This window comes from Kosakonia arachidis (genome assembly GCF_900116535.1).
Taxonomy (GTDB): Bacteria; Pseudomonadota; Gammaproteobacteria; order Enterobacterales; family Enterobacteriaceae; genus Kosakonia; species Kosakonia arachidis.
Genome location: NZ_FPAU01000001.1, coordinates 128,816 through 144,464 on the forward strand (window position 1 = coordinate 128,816; position 15,649 = coordinate 144,464).

15 protein-coding genes are annotated in these 15,649 nt (G+C 54.6%); 11 read left to right on the forward strand and 4 right to left on the reverse strand.

Features of this window, described 5'->3' with window-relative positions; genetic code table 11:
- Positions 1-3: 3 nt before the first annotated feature.
- The 5 genes from BM427_RS00615 to BM427_RS00635 all read left to right on the forward strand — a co-directional run bounded on the left by BM427_RS00615 (position 4) and on the right by BM427_RS00635 (position 5,472).
- A complete protein-coding gene (locus tag BM427_RS00615) occupies positions 4-1,194 on the forward strand; it encodes a multidrug efflux MFS transporter (RefSeq protein WP_090118343.1) in 1,191 nt (396 codons plus the stop codon).
- A 387-nt stretch (positions 1,195-1,581) separates the two neighbouring features.
- Complete coding sequence (gene iraP / locus BM427_RS00620) at positions 1,582-1,842, forward strand: anti-adapter protein IraP (protein ID WP_090118344.1); 261 nt, start codon at positions 1,582-1,584, stop codon at positions 1,840-1,842.
- Positions 1,843-1,939: 97 nt separating this feature from the next.
- Positions 1,940-3,355, forward strand: coding sequence for an alkaline phosphatase (gene phoA / locus BM427_RS00625; protein WP_090120626.1), 1,416 nt, complete (start codon positions 1,940-1,942; stop codon positions 3,353-3,355).
- Between the two features lie 91 nt (positions 3,356-3,446).
- Positions 3,447-3,767: a phosphate starvation-inducible protein PsiF gene (gene psiF / locus BM427_RS00630; protein ID WP_090118345.1), complete on the forward strand. Its 321-nt coding sequence runs from the start codon at positions 3,447-3,449 to the stop codon at positions 3,765-3,767.
- Between the two features lie 181 nt (positions 3,768-3,948).
- The gene (locus BM427_RS00635) at positions 3,949-5,472 is read left to right on the forward strand and encodes an FAD-dependent oxidoreductase (protein WP_090118346.1); all 1,524 of its coding nucleotides are present in this window, start codon (positions 3,949-3,951) and stop codon (positions 5,470-5,472) included.
- Positions 5,473-5,510: 38 nt separating this feature from the next.
- Here BM427_RS00635 and proC read toward each other — a convergent pair whose 3' ends face one another.
- Complete coding sequence (proC, locus tag BM427_RS00640) at positions 5,511-6,317, reverse strand: pyrroline-5-carboxylate reductase (protein ID WP_090118347.1); 807 nt, start codon at positions 6,315-6,317, stop codon at positions 5,511-5,513.
- A 138-nt stretch (positions 6,318-6,455) separates the two neighbouring features.
- Here proC and BM427_RS00645 point away from each other — a divergent pair, with 138 nt between their 5' ends.
- The 5 genes from BM427_RS00645 (at position 6,456) to ppnP (ending at position 9,243) form a co-directional block, all read left to right on the forward strand.
- Complete coding sequence (locus tag BM427_RS00645) at positions 6,456-6,917, forward strand: YaiI/YqxD family protein (RefSeq protein ID WP_090118348.1); 462 nt, start codon at positions 6,456-6,458, stop codon at positions 6,915-6,917.
- A 270-nt stretch (positions 6,918-7,187) separates the two neighbouring features.
- Complete coding sequence (gene aroL, locus BM427_RS00650) at positions 7,188-7,712, forward strand: shikimate kinase AroL (RefSeq protein WP_090118349.1); 525 nt, start codon at positions 7,188-7,190, stop codon at positions 7,710-7,712.
- Positions 7,713-7,766: 54 nt separating this feature from the next.
- On the forward strand, positions 7,767-7,958 hold the full coding sequence (yaiA, locus tag BM427_RS00655) for a protein YaiA (protein WP_090118350.1): 192 nt from the start codon (positions 7,767-7,769) through the stop codon (positions 7,956-7,958).
- Between the two features lie 236 nt (positions 7,959-8,194).
- Positions 8,195-8,872, forward strand: a complete 678-nt coding sequence (locus tag BM427_RS00660; RefSeq protein ID WP_090118351.1) for an AroM family protein — start codon at positions 8,195-8,197, stop codon at positions 8,870-8,872.
- A gap of 86 nt (positions 8,873-8,958) precedes the next feature.
- Positions 8,959-9,243: a pyrimidine/purine nucleoside phosphorylase gene (gene ppnP / locus BM427_RS00665; protein ID WP_090118352.1), complete on the forward strand. Its 285-nt coding sequence runs from the start codon at positions 8,959-8,961 to the stop codon at positions 9,241-9,243.
- A gap of 46 nt (positions 9,244-9,289) precedes the next feature.
- On the opposite strand, the gene rdgC is transcribed toward ppnP, so the two are convergent.
- Positions 9,290-10,201, reverse strand: a complete 912-nt coding sequence (rdgC, locus tag BM427_RS00670; RefSeq protein WP_090120627.1) for a recombination-associated protein RdgC — start codon at positions 10,199-10,201, stop codon at positions 9,290-9,292.
- Positions 10,202-10,300: 99 nt separating this feature from the next.
- On the opposite strand from rdgC, the gene mak reads away from it, so the two are divergent.
- Positions 10,301-11,209 (forward strand): fructokinase, encoded by a 909-nt coding sequence (mak, locus tag BM427_RS00675; protein ID WP_090118353.1) that lies wholly within the window; start codon positions 10,301-10,303, stop codon positions 11,207-11,209.
- Positions 11,210-11,283: 74 nt separating this feature from the next.
- Here the strand turns inward: mak and sbcC are convergent, their stop codons facing one another.
- Both sbcC and sbcD read right to left on the reverse strand, forming a co-directional pair.
- Positions 11,284-14,424 carry an exonuclease subunit SbcC gene (gene sbcC, locus BM427_RS00680; RefSeq protein ID WP_090118354.1) on the reverse strand — a complete coding sequence of 1,047 codons (3,141 nt, stop codon included), beginning with the start codon at positions 14,422-14,424 and terminating at the stop codon, positions 11,284-11,286.
- Positions 14,421-15,623, reverse strand: coding sequence for an exonuclease subunit SbcD (sbcD, locus tag BM427_RS00685; protein ID WP_090118355.1), 1,203 nt, complete (start codon positions 15,621-15,623; stop codon positions 14,421-14,423). Before sbcD ends, sbcC begins: the two co-directional genes overlap by 4 nt.
- Positions 15,624-15,649: the final 26 nt, after the last annotated feature.

Consider the following 15,649-nt stretch of genomic DNA (forward strand, 5'->3'; position numbering starts at 1 on the left):
TTTATGGAATCCTGGAAGGTCAATCTTATCTCGGTGTGGTTCGGTTGTTTTTTCACCGGTCTCGCCATCAGTCAAATTTTGCCGTTTTTGCCGTTATACGTTGCGCAGTTAGGTGTGACCTCGCACGAAGCACTGTCGATGTGGTCGGGATTAACGTTCAGCGTGACCTTCCTCGTCTCTGCCATTGTGTCGCCGATGTGGGGTAGCCTTGCGGATCGCAAAGGACGCAAACTGATGTTATTGCGCGCCTCGTTGGGCATGGCGATCACTATTCTGTTGCAGGCATTTGCTACCAACGTCTGGCAGTTGCTGATCCTGCGCGGCATCATGGGGCTGACTTCGGGTTATATTCCGAATGCGATGGCGCTGGTGGCATCGCAAGTCCCACGAGAGCGCAGCGGCTGGGCGTTGAGTACGCTTGCAACTGCACAGATCAGCGGTGTGATCGGCGGGCCATTGATGGGCGGGTTTCTGGCTGACCATTTAGGGCTGCGCATCGTGTTTATCATCACCGCACTGTTGTTAGTCGTGAGCTTTCTGGTCACGCTGTTTCTGATTAAAGAGGGCGTGCGTCCGACAGTGAAAAAGGGCGAGCGGCTGAGTGGTAAAGCGGTGTTCTCCACCTTGCCTTATCCGGCGCTGGTCATCAGTCTGTTTATCACCACTATGGTGATTCAATTGTGCAACGGTTCTATCGGCCCGATCCTTGCTCTGTTTATTCAGTCGCTGTCGCCGCATACCACTAATATTGCTTTTCTCAGCGGATTGATCGCCGCTGTACCCGGTGTTTCAGCGCTGCTTTCCGCACCGCGCCTTGGCAAACTGGGTGACCGGATAGGCACCTCTCGCATTTTGATGGGCACGTTGGGTTGCGCGGTGGTGTTGTTCTTCGCCATGTCATTTGTCACGTCACCACTGCAACTTGGCATTCTTCGCTTTATGCTCGGTTTTGCCGATGGCGCAATGTTGCCAGCGGTGCAGACACTGTTGCTGAAATACTCCAGCGATCAGGTGACCGGACGTATCTTTGGCTATAACCAGTCGTTTATGTATCTGGGAAATGTCGTTGGGCCGTTAATGGGGGCATCGGTATCGGCAATGGCGGGTTTCCGTTGGGTATTTATCGCCACTGCCGTTGTGGTACTCATTAATTTCTGGCAGTTAGTAGTGGTATTTCGCCGGGTGAAGCGCTAACGCTGCAAACAGGCCGAAATTTTTCGGCCTTACTATAATTATTACTTATACACGTTATCCTTCACACTGCCTCTTTGTAAGCTTCGCCTTTGCACCCCAGTCATTTACTTATGTCAGCTCCTGGGGCTGCGCAGTCTTGCCGCCTCGACGCAGTGTGAATGATTTTGTGTATATATAAAATAACGCTTCAGCCGCTTCGTATTCCTTTTTTAGCGCCACTAACAGATTAATTGAATTGGCTTAAGTTACCAGTGAAACGTTTCGCTAACCTTTTTATTTGTGTGTATTTAAGGACTGTGAAAAAATGCACAAAATAAAAAGGTATCTTCTTTGCAACATCAGAACTGAGTGCTAACGTCTTCCCACATCACATAAGGAAATTGCGCTATGAAAAATCTCATTGCTGAGTTGTTGGTTAAGCTTGCGGAAAAAGAAGAGGAGTCGAAAGAGTTGGTCGCCCAGGTGGAGGCACTGGAAATTGTAGTGACTGCGCTGCTGCGTCAAATGGCCGCATCTGAACAACAGGCGCTGATTGTAAGTATTGAAGGTGCGCTGGACGAAGTCAGACAGGGAACGCACGTTACCGATCAGGACACGGAGTTGTTGCAACAGTACCTAAAAAAGCTTTTAAGGCATCCGCGTAACTAAATCTTTTCCCCTGCCGCTGTCATTTGGCTGTCATACGCGCTGCCTATATTCGCTCTGTTTTATTTTCTTTAAGTATTTGTACATGGAGAATATTAAAGTGAAACAGAGCACATTATACCTCGCGTTACTACCTGTCTTTTTTACCTCTGTTATTTATGCAGAAACAACAGCAACCTCTGTTCTTGATCATCGGGCTGCTCAGGGTGATATTTCCACACCTGGTGGTGCGCGTCGTCTGACTGCCGATCAAACCGCTGCATTGCGTGATTCACTCACCGATAAGCCCGCTAAAAATATTATTTTATTAATTGGCGATGGTATGGGCGATTCAGAAATTACCGCTGCGCGAAATTATGCCGAAGGCGCGGGTGGATATTTCAAAGGAATTGACGCATTACCGTTAACCGGTCAGTACACGCACTATGCGCTGGACAAAAAAACCGGTAAACCGGATTACGTGACGGATTCGGCTGCCTCAGCCACCGCCTGGAGCACCGGCGTCAAAACTTACAACGGCGCGCTCGGCGTCGATATTCATGAAAAAGATCATATAACCCTCCTCGAGATGGCGAAAGCGGCGGGGCTGGCGACCGGCAACGTCTCTACCGCTGAGTTGCAGGATGCCACGCCGGCGGCGCTGGTTTCGCATGTGATCTCCCGTCGCTGCTACGGCCCGACGGTGACCAGCGAAAAATGCGCCGTCAACGCGCTGGAAAAAGGCGGTAAGGGCTCGATCACGGAGCAACTGCTGAATGCTCGCGCGGATGTGACGCTGGGCGGCGGTGCGAAAACCTTCGGCGAAACCGCGACGGCGGGCGAGTGGCAGGGGAAAACACTGCGCGAGCAGGCCCAGGCCCGCGGTTACCAGATAGTGAGCGATGCCTCTGCGCTGACGGCCATTACCGAAGCTAACCAGGATAAACCGCTGCTCGGCCTCTTCGCCGAGGGCAATATGCCGGTACGTTGGGAAGGGCCGAAAGCGTCGCTGCACGGTAATCTCGACAAACCTGCCGTGACCTGTACGCCGAATGCCAAACGTACCGACAGCGTACCGACGTTGGCAGCAATGACCGAAAAGGCCATTGATCTGCTGAGCAAAAACGAGAAGGGCTTCTTCCTGCAGGTGGAAGGCGCGTCTATTGATAAACAGGATCACGCAGCGAATCCGTGCGGTCAGATTGGTGAAACTGTCGATCTGGATGAAGCGGTGCAGAAGGCGCTGGAATTTGCGAAAAAAGAGGGCAATACGCTGGTGATAGTGACTGCCGACCACGCGCACGCCAGCCAGATTATCCCGGTGGATACCAAAGCGCCGGGGCTGAGCCAGGCGCTGAATACCAAAGATGGCGCGGTAATGGCGATAACCTACGGCAACTCGGAAGAGGAGTCGATGGAACACACCGGTACGCAAGTCCGCATTGCGGCTTACGGCCCGCGTGCCGGCAATGTGGTGGGGTTAACCGATCAGACCGATCTGTTCTACACCATGAAAGCGGCCCTGAACCTGAAGTAACGGCTGCCCGGCGGTAAATCTCTTCCGCCGGGTGGTTTTTTCAGTAATTAAGACCATCCTTAAAGGGTCACATTGACAGAAGGATGGAGCAATGAAAATAACAGTTCTGGTTACCCTCATCTTTGGTCTGTTGTTTGTCGGTACGCTCAGTGCGGCGGAAAAAACACTGACCCCGCAACAACAACGTATGACGCTTTGTAATCAACAAGCCAAGACACAAACCCTGACAGGCGATGCCCGTAAGACGTTTATGAGCAACTGCCTGAAAACCACCAAAATCGAGCCTGGGCAAAAAAGTCTGACGCCGCAACAGCAGCGGATGCGCGAATGTAATGCTCAGGCAACACAGCAATCGCTGAAAGGCGAAGATCGCAGTAAATTCATGAGCGGCTGCCTGAAAAAAACACAGTAATTCAGCCGGGTGGGCGTTCCGTTTCGCTCACCCTTTACGCTTCCTCCCACGTTCTTATTGCCCGTTCCTCAATCTCTGCCAGGCTTAAACGGTGAGCAATGTTTCACTTTTGTCTCTCTTGGTGGTTGTGCGCTGTCCGGCGTTACGCCCGCTTTTGCAACACTGACCCGGGAGAAAAAATATGAATTACCACTATGTTGCTGATCTGAATTCCCTGCCGGAAAACCAGCCGGTGAAAGTTGATGTCGCGGGGACATCGATGATCCTTATCCGTACTCTTGCGCAGGTGCGCGCCTTTCAAAGTAAATGCCCGCATGCTGGCGCGCCCCTGGAACAAGGCGCTGTGTGTGATGGCAAGCTGGTTTGTCCCTGGCATAAAGCCAATTTTGATATTACCACTGGCGAGTGGCGCGAGCCGCTGGCGCTGAAGAGCCTCAAACAGTATCCAGTCACCCTCGAAGAGAACCGCGTATTGGTCAGCCCGCGTGCGCGTTCGCCTGCCAGTTATTCACTGATCCGTGGTGATCGCCCGCAAACTGCGGTGATCCTCGGTACCGGCGCGGCAGGCAGCGCGGCAGCCATCACCCTACGTGATGCCGGGTTTAACGGGCATCTGATCCTGATTGATAAAGAGGACAGCGCACCGTATGACCGTACCGCACTCAGTAAATTTGTTCCCGCCGGGAAGATGAAGATCAGCGAAGTTCCACATATCCTCGACGATGCCTTTTACAACCAGCCCGGCGTGGAGAGCCTACGCGAAGAGGTGACCCACCTTGATTGCGAAGGGCATCAACTGACGCTGGCGAATGGGCGTCATGTTACGTTCGACAAATTGCTCTTGGCTACCGGCGGGCAGCCGGTATGGCCGGAGATCCCCGGCAACCATCTGGCGGGCGTCCATGTGCTGCGCGATATCCACCAGGCGCAGGCGCTGCTCAATGACGTTGAACAGGAGCAGCAACTGGTGGTGATTGGCAACAGCTTTATTGCGATGGAGTTGGCCGCCGCGCTGCGCAATCAGGATATCGAGGTCACGGTGGTATCGCGCCATGCTCTGCCGTTTGTGCCACAATTTGGCGAAGAGGTCGGCCAGCGTTTCTTAAATCTTCATCAACAAAACGGCGTGAAATTTGTTACCGGCGAGCCGGCGGCACTGCAAGGCAACGACCACGTACAAGGCGTAACGCTGAAAAATGGGCGCACATTGCCCGCGCATGTGGTGGTTTTCGCCACGGGTGTACAGCCTGCTACCGGGCTGGCTCACGATCTTCATCATGAACAGGACGGCAGCCTGACCGTAGATGAAACCCTCAGCGCGGCGCCGGATGTCTGGGCCGTTGGCGATATCGCCAGCTACCCGGCGCCGGAAGGGCGTCGACGTATTGAGCACTGGCGCGTGGCGCAACAGCAAGGAAAAGTGGCCGCTCTGAATATGCTTGGCGAACGTCGCCTGTTTGATCGGGTACCGTTTTTCTGGACCATGCAATACGGCAACCGCTTCGAATACCTGGGTTATGCTCGCGAGTGGGATACCATGAAAATGCTTGGTTCGTTTGACGATAAACGTTTTGCCATATTGTACGGCGAAGAGGGGATGCTGAAAGCAGTGCTGAGCTGCGGTGAGAACAGCGCCACGGCGGGGCTGCTGTTAAAGATGCAAAAGCCCCTCAGTATGAAAACGGCCAGCGAACTGCTGGCCTGACAGGGCTACGCCCTCTCCAGACAGGGAGGGGGCGGCGGTTACTTGCTCAGTTTTTCTGATTTATTCATACAGGCTTCTATTGCCTCAATCACCGCTGCGCGGAAACCACGCTCTTCCAGCACTTTGACCGCTTCAATGGTAGTGCCACCGGGTGAGCAGACCATATCTTTTAACTCGCCGGGGTGTTTTCCGGTATCCAGCACCATCTTCGCGGAACCCATCACCGCCTGTGCGGCGAATTTATAAGCCTGTGCACGTGGCATACCGCCCAGCACGGCGGCATCGGCCATCGCTTCGATAAACATAAAGACGTAAGCAGGCGCAGAGCCGCTCACGCCGACAACCGGATGGATCATCGCTTCGGCAATGACTTCCGCTTCGCCAAAGCAGCGGAAAATATTCAGCACGTCCGCTGTGTCTTCCGGCGTGACCAGCGCGTTAGGGGTAATAGAGGTCATGCCCGCATTAACCAGCGACGGGGTGTTGGGCATCGCACGTACAATTTTACGATCATGACCCAGCGCGCGCGCCAGTTGATCGAGCGTCACGCCTGCGGCAATCGACACCACCAGCGTCTCTTTATTCAGGCTGGATGTGATTTCGCTCAGCACTTTCACCATGATGTTCGGTTTCACCGCGCCGAAGACGATATCGGCAATCTGCGCCACTTCCTGTGCGCTCTGCGCGGCGTTAATACCAAACTGATCGTGCAGAGCGGCTACTTTATCCGGCGACGGGGTATAGACCCAAATCTGTCCTGGCAGCAATTGCCCACTGGCAATCAACCCGCCGAGAATCGCCTTGCCCATATTGCCGCAGCCGATAAAACCGATTTTTTTCTCCATCACGTTTGTCTCTTTTGCTTGTCATTGTGTGTGAGGTATAGCTTAACGTGGAATGGCAATCAGGGCTAAAGCTAAAAGATATCTGCTTTCCCCTGGGGGAAATTAAAGCGACAATGCGCCCCCAAATAAGGAGCGAAAATGGCGATTTGGGTTGATGCGGACGCTTGTCCGAATGTGATTAAAGAAATTTTATTCCGCGCCGCCGAGCGCACACAGACGCCGCTGACGCTGGTGGCGAACCAGAATATCCGTGTGCCGCCGTCGCGCATTATCCGCTCGCTGCGTGTTCCGGCGGGGTTTGACGTGGCCGATAACGAAATTGTGCGGCTGTGCGAGGCCGGCGATCTGGTGATTACCGCTGATATTCCGCTGGCGGCCGAAGTGCTGGCTAAAGGTGCAGCGGCACTGAACCCGCGTGGCGAACGCTATACTGAAGCGACAATCCGTGAAAGGCTGACGATGCGCGACTTTATGGATACGCTGCGTGCGAGCGGGATTCAGACCGGTGGCCCGGATAGCCTTTCGCAACGGGATCGGCAGCAGTTTGCCGCCCAGCTTGATAAATGGCTGTTGGAGGTTCAACGCCGTCAGCCGGAGTAAATGCGGTACCGGCAAGCAGGATATACTACTGTTTGCCGTTTTGCGGGCTTGCCAGCCTTAAGCAGATTCAGTAAGGTTGCCGCTACACTGTCGCCACGGAATCTTTACAGGTTGAATCGGTGTCTAATCAGGTTTCATTTGTGATTAGCGCACTGAGCGACATAAATGTGTAACGTTATTTTTACGATTAGTGTTGTACTTGTTTGATGATATCATCGCCGTCTTATTTTCCGTCCCTCCTCGCGTGGGACGCGGAGGGAACACCTGCTCATGACGCTACCCATTTTTTTAGTCGGCGCACGCGGTTGCGGTAAAACCACTGTGGGCCGGGCGCTGGCGCTGGCGCAGGGATGTCAATTTATCGATACCGATTTCTGGTTACAGGAAACGGCTCAACAGACCATCGCGGATATCGTTGCCCATGATGGTTGGGAGGCGTTCCGCGCCCGGGAAACCGATGCGCTGAAAGCCGTCACCGCGCCCGCACGGGTGATTGCCACCGGCGGCGGTATTATTTTAAGTGAATACAATCGGCACTTTATGCGCGAAAAAGGCATCGTCGTTTACCTTTGCGCGCCTGTCGCTGTGCTGGCGGACAGGCTGGAAGCCTTTCCGGAGGAGGGACAACGACCGACGCTGACCGGTAAGCCGATTAGCGAAGAGGTCAGCGAAGTGCTGGCGCTGCGCGATGCCCTGTATCGAGAAGCGGCTCACCACGTGGTGAATGCGGCGCAATTGCCTGACCAGGTGGTGTCTGATATTGAGGCGGCATTACAGCTGGCGCGCGCCAGTTAGCGAAACGTTTGTCTATACTTATAGCTCGACCGGAAAATAATGAGGAAGATCTATATGCCGACAAAACCGCCTTACCCGCGTGAAGCCCGCATTGTTGCGATTGAAAAAGGCACAGGAAACCTGACTGTTACCTGGTATCAATTACGCGCCGATCATCCGAAACCGGACTCTTTGATCAGCGAACACCCTACCGAACAGGAAGCGTTGGACGCCAAAAGGCGTTATGAAGATCCTGACAAAAGTTAAGCCGGGCGACGATTATTCTGGCTGGACGCCTGAACATTCCAGAAAGAGACTTGTATCACATTTTTTTGCTGGCTTAACGTCGCTCAACGGTTACTATTTTATAGTTGCTGGAATTTATTCGAACATAGGAGTGCGATGTTCTTTTCACCCGACATAAGCTGTACTGCAGTGTAAAGAGAACAGATAAGAACGAATAACAGTGGAATAGTAATAGTATTGAAAGGCGGGAAGTAAAAATGAGTGCAACGTTGGCGATCCTGACCATTGGTGTCGTGCCAGTGCAAGCTGTCTTACCGCTCCTGACGGAGCATATTTCGGAGCAGCAGATCACGCATATCAGCCTACTGGGGAAGATGGACCCGGAAGAAGTACGTGAGGAGTACGGTGCCGAAGCTGGCGAGTTCGCGATTCCGACGCGATTACGTGATGACAGCCTCAGTATGGTCTCTCGTACAAAGGTGGAGCGTGATTTGCAGAGTGTTATCGAAGTGCTGGATAACCAGGGCTACGATGTCATTCTGCTAATGAGTACCGCCGATATCCGGGGATTTGTAACGCGCAATGCGATTTTAGTCGAACCGCAGCGCATTATTCCACCGTTGGTGGCGTCGATTGTCGACGGGCATCAGGTTGGGGTCATTGTTCCGGTACCTGAATTGATGGCGCAGCAGAAGAAAAAGTGGACGGTTCTGGAAAAAGAACCGTATTACGAACTGGCGCATCCTTTTCTTGCGACAGAAAGAGAATTTATTGATGCCGGACGCGCATTGCTGGAGCGCGGTGCGGATGTGTTGATGCTGGATTGTCTGGGTTTCCACCAACAGCACCGCGATATGCTCCAGAAAGCGCTGGATGTCCCGGTATTATTGTCTAACGTACTGGTGGCGCGTCTCGCATCTGAACTGTTGGTCTAGTCGCCGTGCTGTGCAATTTCGCGTGACAGAAGTGAATCCCGGCCCCTATAGTGGTTTTTCATACATTGTCTTTATAAGGGCCAGTCATGCTTCAAAGTAACGAATACTTTTCCGGTAAAGTGAAATCCATTGGTTTTACCAGCAGCAGCACCGGCCGTGCCAGCGTGGGCGTAATGGCGGAAGGGGAATACACATTTGGTACCGCGCAGCCGGAAGAGATGACGGTGGTCAGTGGGGCGCTAAATGTTTTGCTGCCAGGGGAAACTGAGTGGAAAATTTACACCGTGGGTGAAGTATTCAATGTGCCTGGCCAGAGTGAATTCTATTTGCAGGTCGCCGAGCCCAGCGCCTATCTTTGCCGCTACCTGTAATGCAAAACGCCCGGAAAAAACCGGGCGTTTCTCTTGTGCTGCAGACTCAGCGCTGAGCTTCTCCGCCCAAACCTTCCACCAGATTTTGAATCAACGCCGCCAGCTCGCCGGTCATCAGAATAAAATCGGCATCAAAGCGCTGGGCGTAATCTTCCCGGTCGATATCTTCGTTCTGGTCGCGAATTTCGTCGCAAAACTTCAGGCGTTTCACTGAACCGTCGTCGCAAATCATAAACTGGATGCGCTGCTGCCAGTCGAGCGCCAGCTTGGTCACCACTTTTCCAGCTTCAATGTGTACCGCGATTTCGTCGCTCACCAGATCCTGCTTTTTCGCGCGGATCACACCACCATCTTCGAGAATCGCTTTCAGTTCTGCTTCGTCCAGCAGTTGGAAACCCTGCGCGACGTTACCGGAACGTACCCACTCGGTCAGCGTCAGCTCAATCGGGTTTTCCAGCGCAAGTGGCACGACCGGCAGCGAACCGAGGCTTTTACGCAGCAGCGCCAGCGTATCTTCAGCTTTTTTGGCGCTGGCGCAGTCCACCATAATTAAGCCGTTAACGGTGTCGATCCACATCATGGTCTGGCTGAAACGACTAAACGCGCGCGGCAGCAGCGAATGCAGCACTTCATCTTTCAGCGAATCTTTTTCCGTTTTCTTCAGCTTGCGGCCCTGTTCGGCTTCAAGACGGGAAATTTTCGCTTCCAGCGCCTGTTTAATCACCGGCGTCGGCAGAATTTTTTCTTCTTTGCGGGCGCAAATAATAATCTGACCATTGGCGGTATGGGTCAGCGCGTCGCTGTGTGAACCCATCGGTGGAACCCATCCGGTTTTCGCCATATCCTGACTACCGCATGGAGTAAACGATAGTGGGGCAAGCTGTTTTTCCATCTCTTCCGCTCGCAGCACCACATCGCGGCTGAGACGGTATACCATTAAATTTTTGAACCACAGCATGATTTTTTCCACGGCCTTGTCGTTAAATGCAGCGGGCATGATAGCGAATTGTTGTCCGCCTTGCATTGCTAATGCGTGGTCCACCATGAGGAGTTTGATGTGCGTATCGGTATCGATTTAGGTGGTACGAAAACAGAGATTATTGCGTTGGGCGATCGCGGCGAAGAACTTTTTCGTCATCGGCAGGCCACGCCGCGCGACTATCTGCAAACCATAGCGTTGATTGCGACGCTGGTGGATCTGGCGGAAAAAGAGACCGGCCTGCGAGGAACCGTCGGTATGGGGATCCCCGGTTCCATTTCGCCCTATACTGGCGTGGTGAAAAACGCCAACTCCACCTGGCTGAACGGAAAACCGTTCGACAAAGATTTAAGCCAGCGACTGCAACGGGAAGTGCGGCTGGCCAATGATGCCAACTGTCTGGCGGTGTCCGAAGCGGTGGATGGCGCAGCGGCCGGGGCGCAAACGGTGTTCGCAGTGATCATTGGCACCGGTTGCGGTTCCGGCGTGGCAATCAACGGGCATGTACATACTGGGGGTAATGGCACGGCAGGCGAGTGGGGGCATAATCCGCTGCCGTGGATGGACGATGACGAGCTGCGGTATCGCGCCGAAGTGCCCTGTTACTGCGGCAAGCAAGGCTGTATCGAAACCTTTATCTCCGGCACCGGCTTTGCCACCGATTACCAGCGTTTAAGCGGCAATGCACTAAAAGGTAATGAGATTATGCGTCTGGTCGGCGAGCAGGATGCGGTGGCTGAACTGGCGCTCAACCGCTACGAGCTGCGGCTGGCGAAGTCGCTGGCGCACGTCGTCAATATTCTCGATCCGGATGTGATTGTGCTCGGCGGTGGCATGAGCAATGTCGACAGGCTGTACCAGACCGTTCCTGTTCTGGTGCGCAACTGGGTATTTGGCGGCGAATGCGAAACGCCGATCCGCAAAGCGCTGCACGGCGATTCCAGCGGCGTGCGCGGCGCGGCCTGGTTGTGGCCGCAGGGCGAGTAAAACCACAGACGGAAAGACGCTCTGTAGGCCGGATGGCGGTTTCGTCTTATCCGGCCTACGGAACGGCGCATGACTTATGACACTGCATATTTCCCGTCGAGCTTGCTGTAACCCAGCCCGTTGATTTTCTTAACCTTAATTTGCACCGGAATCCGTTCTTTCATCGCTTCGACGTGGCTGATCACGCCGATGGTTTTGCCGCTGGCATTCAGCGCGTCGAGGGCGTCAAGGGCGGTATCCAGCGTTTCATTGTCAAGCGTGCCAAAACCTTCATCAAGGAACAGCGAATCGATGCGGGTTTTATGACTGACCAAATCTGATAACGCCAGCGCAAGCGCAAGGCTGACAAGGAAGCTTTCGCCGCCGGAAAGCGTACGTGTATCGCGCACCGCATCCGCCTGCCAGGTATCCACCACTTCCAGCTCCAGCGCCTCGCTGGCTTTGCGTTTCAGCAGGTAACGGCCATGCAGACGGGTAAGCTGGTTGTTTGCCAGCCAGACGAGATTATCCAGCGTCAGCCCCTGCGCGAACTTGCGGAATTTATCTCCCTCTTTCGAGCCGATAAGCGCATTGAGATGGCCCCAGTCGTCGTACAGTGTGCTGGCCTGACCGATCTCCTGCAACACTGCCTGCTGGCGCGTACGGTTATCGGCATCCTGTTTTAACTGCTGGCGAAGTTCCCCCTGGCGGGTCGTGTTTTCACGGAGTTGACGCGAAACGTGTTCCAGCGTCTGCGCGATATTGTCAGCTGTAATATTTTCCTGCAGCCCGGCAGGCGGCTGCGCCCGATGGGCGGTAACGGCTTGTTCGGCGCTGGCGGACAGCGCCTGTTTCTGCTGGCAATCGGCGTCGAGCCTCTGACGTAACTGCTCCAGCCGTTGGCGTTCGTCATCGGAAAGCAGTGCGCTGAGGAAGGCGTGTTTATCGGCAAATACGCTGCTTTCCAGCGCTGCAAGGAACTGTTTCTCCAGCGCCCCGGCCGTTTCGCTCTCCTGCGCCAGTTGCTGGTGCAGGGTTTGCCATTGGCTTCGCAACGACACGCAGTCGTCATGCACCTGACGCCAGCCCTCCAGCGCCACGTTTTGCGCTTCGGCGGGCGTTTCGTCTATGGGCAGCGTATCGAGGATAGGCGTAAGCAGTGCGATTTGTTCTTGAAGCGCGGTCTGCTGTTGCTGCTGCTGTTGCCATTGTTCTGCTTCCTGCGCGCGTGCCGCCAGCCATGCAGCTTCTTCACCTTCCGGCGGCAGAGTCAGATCCAGTTGTTGCAGCGCTGCAGCTAACGTGTCGCGGCGGGTGGTGACTGCCTGCTGGTATTGGTTGATCTGCTGTTGCAGTTCATGGATTTGAAAAAGCAGTGTCTGGCGCTGGTTAAGCAGATAGAGCTGGTGTTCATACGCATCCTGCGCGCTTTGCCAACTGGTCAATTCGCGGTGCGGATCCAGCGTGGCGTTCAACTTCTCGCACAGCGCGACCCACTCCTGCAATCCCTTTTGTTCCTCCTGCTGGAGCGAGTGAACTTCGCGCTCGTCTTTTTCATAGCGCTCGGCTAAGCCTTTCAGCCGTTCACCCAGCGCCACGCCCTCTTCTTTTACCTTTTGCACTTCGTCAAACAGCACCTGACGGCGAGCCTGATTCACTCCCGGTTCGATCGTCTGGTAATGCACTACCGCCGGATGTTCGGTGGCACCACACAGCGGACAGGGTTGGCCCGCTTGCAGGCGTGCGCGCTCACTCTCCAGATTTTTGATGGTTTTTTCCAGCTCGCAGATGGTGGCGACTTCCGTAAGCAACTGGTTCTTTTCTTTATACAACGTGCGCTTACGTTCCCGCTCTGTAGTGAGCTTTTCCTGCTCGGCTTGCAGATCCAGCAGGCTTTGCTGGCGCAGGCTCAACTGTTTACGCAGCGGGGCGAAGCGGGCGTGCAGGGCTGCGAGTTGCTGGCGTAGTGGGCGCTGCTGTGCGCACTGTGCCATTGCCGCTGCTGTCTCTTCCGCCGTCAGTTCCAGCGTGGACTCCGGCAACGTACGTAATTTCTGCTGTTGTGTCAGCTCGCGCTGTTGCAAGCTTTTCCACTGCTTTTTCTCTTCTTCCAGTTGGTTAAACAGCACGCGCCAGCCGGTCATCTCACTGTGCCAGCGCTGGAAGTGGGCATGTTCGCTCAGCCAACTGGCAACCGTTTTTTGACGACTCAGCAGGGTTGCATGTTGCCCGACGGCGGTTGCGCGGATACGCGCGCGCTGTAACAGGCTGGTATGTAAGCGAGTATTTACTTCTTCACTCTGGCTGCGGGTGCGGGTCAGTGCTTTATGTTGCTCTTCAAGACGTTCCCATAGCGGACGTAATTGCTGTGCCGGTTGCGCCAGAGCAAGCCGCTCCAGTTGCGGCTGGGCAGCAGCCAGCGCCTGCTGAGCCTGCACCTGCGCGGCCTGTGCTCGTCCGAGCGCGGCGCGAAGTTCGTCTTCGCGGTTTAGCCATTGCGCCTGTGCCTGCGAGGTTTGTTGCCCGGTCAGCAGCGTTTTTTCTTCGTCAGTGAGCGCCTGCAAACCTGCATTCAATTGCTGGCGCTGTTCGTCGTTGAGCAACACCACCCCTTCCGCCTGCGCCTGTAGCTGTTCAAGCCGGATTTTGGCCGCTTTATGTTTCTCAAACACCATGGCCGATATCTGGCCATAGATTTCCGTGCCGGTCAGCTCTTCCAGCAGCTCTGCGCGTTCGCGCGGTTTGGCATTGAGGAAGGCGGCAAACTGCCCCTGCGATAGCAGCATTGAGCGGGTAAAGCGGCCGTAGTCCAGCCCGGTTAATGAGGCGGTGAGATCAAGTTTATCTTTGACTTTATCGGCGAGGATTTTTCCGTCGGCGCAGGTTGCCAGCTCGACGCGCGGCGCTTGCAGGTTGCCATTTGCCTGACCGCGTGCACGGCTCTGACTCCAGAAGGCGCGGTAAGCGATGCCTTTTACTTCAAATTCCACTTCCGCCAGGCACTCGGCGGTATCGCGGGTCATAAGATCGTTTTGCGATTGTGACAAGGTGCTGAGACGCGGTGTTTCGTGGTACAGCGCCAGGCATATGGCGTCGAGCAGGGTGGTTTTCCCTGCGCCCGTCGCGCCGGTAATGGCGAATAAACCGTTGCTGGCGAACGGCTCTTCGGTAAAGTCAATTTTCCATTCGCCTTTCAGCGAGTTGAGGTTTTTTAACCGCAAACTGAGGATCTTCATACTCCTTTCTCCCTATCCAACGCCTGGCGCGCTTCACTGAACAACGTTTGCAGGCGCGCCGTTTGCATCTCATCGATCTCTTCCTGTGCGAGGCGGCGGGCGAAGACCTCTTCAACTTTCAATTCACTGAGTGTTTCACGCAGTTCACCGGCGAGGATCCGCTCCCGTTGTTCGCGGCTGCGGCGTACCAGCAGCACTTCGACGGGCAAATCTTCGGTAACTTGCTGAATTTTGCGCTGCATATCAGCCAGATATTCGTGGCTTTCAATTTCAATATCCAGCCAGACTGGCATATCGGCGGGGGCATCGCGCCACTGTTCAAGCTGGCGGCAAATATCAGCAAAGTTGCCTTTGATCACTGCCAGCGGCTGCGTGGCAGGAACGTCGAGTGCGATAACGTCCGCCAACTTGCCGTCGCTGAACGTGACCAGATTGACGCTTTTACGCTTCCCGGTCTCATCAAAGCTCAACGGGATCGGTGAACCGCAGTAGCGAATGTGCTCCTGTCCGCCAATTTTCTGCGCGCGGTGAATATGTCCAAGTGCGATATAGTCAACTGGCGGGAAGTTCTCCGCCGGAAAAGCATCCAGCGTGCCGATATAGATGTCCCGTACGGCGTCACTTTTGCTGGCACCGACGGTGGTCAAATGGCCGCTGGCGATAATCGGCAGCGCCTGCTCGCCGCGCAGAATACAGGCGGCGTCATACTGCTTCTGGTAGTAATCAGTAATAGCGGCCAGCAGATGCTGCTGTTTTTCCTGCCCTGATAATCCGGCCTGGCTGATGACCATGTCACGCGGGCGCAAAAACGGTACCGGACAGAAAACAGCGCCCGGTGTACCATCGCGGCGATTGAGCCAGAAAGGCGCGGTGCCTGCGCTGGCGACAACGGTAGTTTTCAGGTAAGCGAGGATCTCTTTCGATTCGTTCAGCGTCGCCACGGAATCATGGTTGCCTGCCAGCACCACTAAATGGCAGCCGGTTTGCTGGAGTTTCACCACAAAGCGGTTATATAACTCGCGCGCATAACTGGGTGGTGAACCGGTATCAAAGATGTCGCCTGCGACAATAATGGCGTCAACCTGGTGCTGTTCTGCCGCATTCAGCAGCCAGTCGAGAAAGGCTTCATGTTCTGCAGCGCGACTTTTACTGTAAAAGTTCTGACCCAAATGCCAGTCTGAAGTGTGAATTATGCGCATAACGATTCCGTGGCGAAAATGGATAA